Annotated in this window: 2 protein-coding genes; one reads left to right on the top strand and one right to left on the bottom strand. The window is 61.3% G+C overall.

Annotated elements, in window-relative coordinates; all coding sequences use genetic code 11:
* A partial coding sequence (locus tag ACE3OH_RS20425) for a nitrite/sulfite reductase (protein ID WP_374357479.1) occupies positions 1 to 1,571 on the bottom strand: 1,571 nt, incomplete at its 3' end.
* Positions 1,572 to 1,780: 209 nt separating this feature from the next.
* Here ACE3OH_RS20425 and pepN point away from each other — a divergent pair.
* Positions 1,781 to 4,026, top strand: a 2,246-nt coding sequence (gene pepN / locus ACE3OH_RS20430) for an aminopeptidase N (RefSeq protein ID WP_374357482.1), incomplete at its 3' end; no start/stop codon positions are given.

The following is a 4,026-nucleotide window of genomic DNA, read 5'->3' on the forward strand; positions in this document are numbered from 1 at the left end:
TGTTCAACAAACACCTCGATGATCTGTTTGATGACTCCGGGTACATCGTCCTGCGCAAAGCTCGGGCCGATTACCTTGCCCAGGCTGGCCGCTTCGCCCTGACGGCCGCCCAGCGAAATCTGGTACCACTCCGAGCCGCTTTTATCCACACCCAGGATGCCGATATGGCCGATATGGTGATGACCACAGGAATTCATGCAACCCGAGATATTCAGATCGATTTCACCCAGGTCAAACAAATAGTCCTGATCATCGAACACCTGCTGAATGCCTGCAGCAATCGGAATCGACTTGGCATTGGCCAGATCACAGAAGTCGCCGCCTGGGCAGCAGACGATATCGGTGATCAGGCCGATATTCGGTGTGGCAAAACCCAGCGTTTTGGCGGCTTCCCAGACGGCGGGCAGATCGGCCTGTTTGACATCGGCCAGAATCAGGTTCTGCTCATGGCTGACGCGAATCTCGCCAAAGGCGTAACGGTCGGCCAGATCGGCCACCCCGTCGAGCTGGCGGTCGGTCGCGTCGCCGGGGGCAATGCCGGTCGCCTTCAGTGACAGTGTCACCGCTGCATAGCCCGGCTGCTTGTGGGCAAACACATTGCGCTGCACCCAGCGCGCAAACGCCTTGTTCTCGGCCTGCAAGGCGAGAAAGGCCGCATCGTCGCCGGGCAGGGCCTCGTAAGCAGGCGCAGTAAAGTGCTGCGCCACCCGGTCGATCTCGGCCTGGGTCAGGGTGGTAGGGCCGTCTTTCAGGTAGGCCCACTCCGCTTCGACCTTGGCGGCGAATGCTTCCGGCGTCATCGCCTTGACCAGGATCTTGATACGCGCCTTGTATTTGTTGTCGCGACGGCCGTAGCGGTTGTAGACGCGCAGTACCGCGTCGAGATAGCTAAGCAAGTGCTGTTTCGGCAAGAACTCGCGGATTACCGCACCAACGATGGGTGTGCGGCCAAGCCCGCCGCCGACGATCACCCGGAATCCGGTCTCGCCGGCTGCATTGCTCACCACATGCAGGCCGATATCGTGCACCAGGGTCGCGGCGCGATCCTGCAGCGAGCCCGACACGGCAATCTTGAATTTGCGCGGCAGATGGGCAAATTCCGGGTGGAAGGTCGACCACTGCCGGATGATTTCGCACCAGGGGCGCGGGTCGATCAATTCATCGTGCGCCACCCCGGCAAACTGGTCGGTAGTGGTATTGCGCACGCAATTGCCACTGGTCTGCACCGCGTGCATCTGCACCGTGGCGAGTTCAGCCAGGATTTCCGGCACATCTTCGAGCTTGGGCCAGTTGAACTGGATATTCTGCCGGGTGGTGAAATGACCGTAGCCGCGATCATAACGGCGGGCAATATCGGCCAGCTTGCGTAGCTGATCGCTGCGCAGATGGCCATAGGGAATGGCCACCCGCAACATCGGCGCATGCCGCTGGATGTAGAGGCCGTTTTGCAGGCGCAGCGGGCGGAACTCCTCGGCGCCGAGCTCGCCGCTCAGAAAGCGACGCGTCTGGTCGCGAAACTGGGCAACGCGCTGATTGACCAGTTGCTGGTCGTAGTCGTCATAAACATACATGTCGGTGTGCGCCGGCAATTTTTGATCGTGGCAGGATAGCAGCGCCCTTTGTTGCCAATAACGAATCTTTTCGTCTATCGATATCGTCTTAGCCGCATATGCGCGCCATGCCCGGCTAGCGAGATCGGCATATAATCGCGCCTTTGCCAATCATGCCGATGCGATAGCCAGCACCCCGCCTATCGCCGCAAACCGAGATCCGACACCCCATGGCCAAACTCGACTCCAGCGCTCCCCAGCCCATCTTGCTCAAGGACTACACCCCGCCGGCCTTTCTGATCGACAAGGTGGACCTGACTTTCGAGCTGGAAGAGACGCAAGCGCGGGTACTGTCGCGCCTGGTGCTGCACCGCAACCCCGCCCATCCCGACCCGCGCGCACCATTGCACCTGGTCGGTGAGGAATTGACACTGGAATCGATCAAGCTCGACGGTGAAACCCTCGATAGCGACCGCTACGAACTGGCGGTGGATGCGCTGATCATCGCCAATATGCCCGATAGCGCCATTCTTGAAGTGGTGACCATCATCCATCCGGAAACCAATACCAGCCTGAACGGCCTGTATCGCTCCGGCGGCAACTTCTATACCCAGTGCGAAGCCGAGGGCTTTCGCAAGATCACCTACTACCTCGACCGCCCGGATGTGATGGCGCGCTTTACCACCACCATCATTGCCGACAAGAGCAAATGGCCGGTGCTGTTATCCAATGGCAACAAGGTGGGCGAAGGCGCCATGGATCGTGGCCGCCACTGGGTAAAGTGGGTCGACCCGTTCAAGAAGCCCGCCTATCTGTTTGCCCTGGTAGCCGGCAGGCTTTCCTTGCTGGCCGACAGCTACACCACCGGCAGCGGTCGTGAAGTGGCGCTGGAAATCTGGGTGGAGCCGGCTGATCTGGACAAATGCGACCACGCGATGGCATCGCTGAAGAAGTCGATGCTGTGGGACGAGCAACGCTTCGGCCTCGAGTACGACCTCGACACCTATATGATCGTGGCGGTTGGCGACTTCAATATGGGCGCCATGGAAAACAAGGGCCTGAACATCTTCAACACCAAGTATGTGCTGGCCCGCCCCGACACCGCCACCGATGTGGATTTCGACGGTATCGAAGCGGTGATCGCCCATGAGTACTTCCACAACTGGACCGGCAACCGCGTGACCTGCCGCGACTGGTTCCAGCTGTCGCTGAAGGAAGGCCTGACCGTGTTCCGCGACCAGGAATTCTCCGCCGATATGGGCAGCGCCTCGGTACAGCGCATCGAGGCGGTGCGCACCCTGCGTACCCACCAGTTTGCCGAAGATGCCGGCCCGATGGCGCATCCGATCCGCCCGGACAACTATATCGAGATCAATAACTTCTACACGGTCACCGTCTACGAAAAAGGCGCCGAAGTGGTGCGCATGTACCAGACCCTGCTCGGCCGCGACGGCTTTCGCCGTGGCATGGATCTGTACTTCAAGCGCCATGATGGCCAGGCGGTCACCTGCGACGACTTCCGCGCCGCCATGGCCGATGCCAATGGCGTCGATTTCAGCCAGTTTGCCCGCTGGTACTCCCAGGCCGGCACGCCGGTGCTGACAGTGCGTGGCCACTACGATGCGGCGGCGCAAAGCTATACGCTCGACGTAGCGCAACACTGCCCGGCCACGCCAGGCCAGGCAGACAAGCTGCCCTTCCATATCCCGCTGGCCCTGGGTCTCGTCGGCATGGACGGGAACGATCTGCCGCTGCAACTGACCGGCGAGCCGACAGCGCAGGCCGGCAGCCGCGTGCTGTCGCTGACGGAAGCGCGCCAGCAGTTCACCTTTATCAATATCGCCGCCGAGCCGGTGCCTTCATTGCTGCGCAATTTCTCGGCACCGGTGAAACTCGACTTCCCGTACAGCCGTGCCCAATTGATTCACCTGATGGCGCACGACAGCGATGCATTCTGCCGCTGGGAAGCCGCTCAGACGCTGATGCTGCAAGACCTGAACAGCCTGATCGCCGCTGCCCGGCAGGGCGAAGCGCTGACCATCGCCAGCGACCTGGTCGAGGCATTGCGCCGCGTCCTCAGCAATGCTGCGCTGGACCCGGCCCTGGTTGCCCTGATGCTGACCCTGCCAGCCGAAACCTATCTGGCCGACCAGCAAGGCGAGATCTACCCCGATGCGATCCGCGCCGCGCGCAATGCCATGAAGCAGGGCCTCGCCCAGGCACTGCGCGCCGAGTTCAAGGCCTGCCATAGCCGCCTGCAATCGAGCGATGCTTATCGTTTTGATGCAGCCGAAGTGGCGCGCCGTTCGCTGCAGAACGTGGCGCTATCGTTCCTGAGCGAACTGGACGAGCCGGCGATGCGCGAGCTGGCCGAGCGGCAGCTACAGCAAGCCAATAATATGACCGACGCTCAGGCCGCCCTCGCCTGCCTGGTCGACTCGGTACATGGCGACGCCGCACTGGAAGGCTTTGCAGC

The sequence above is a fragment of the Chitinimonas sp. genome (assembly GCF_041904975.1).
Lineage (GTDB): Bacteria > Pseudomonadota > Gammaproteobacteria > Burkholderiales > Chitinimonadaceae > Chitinimonas.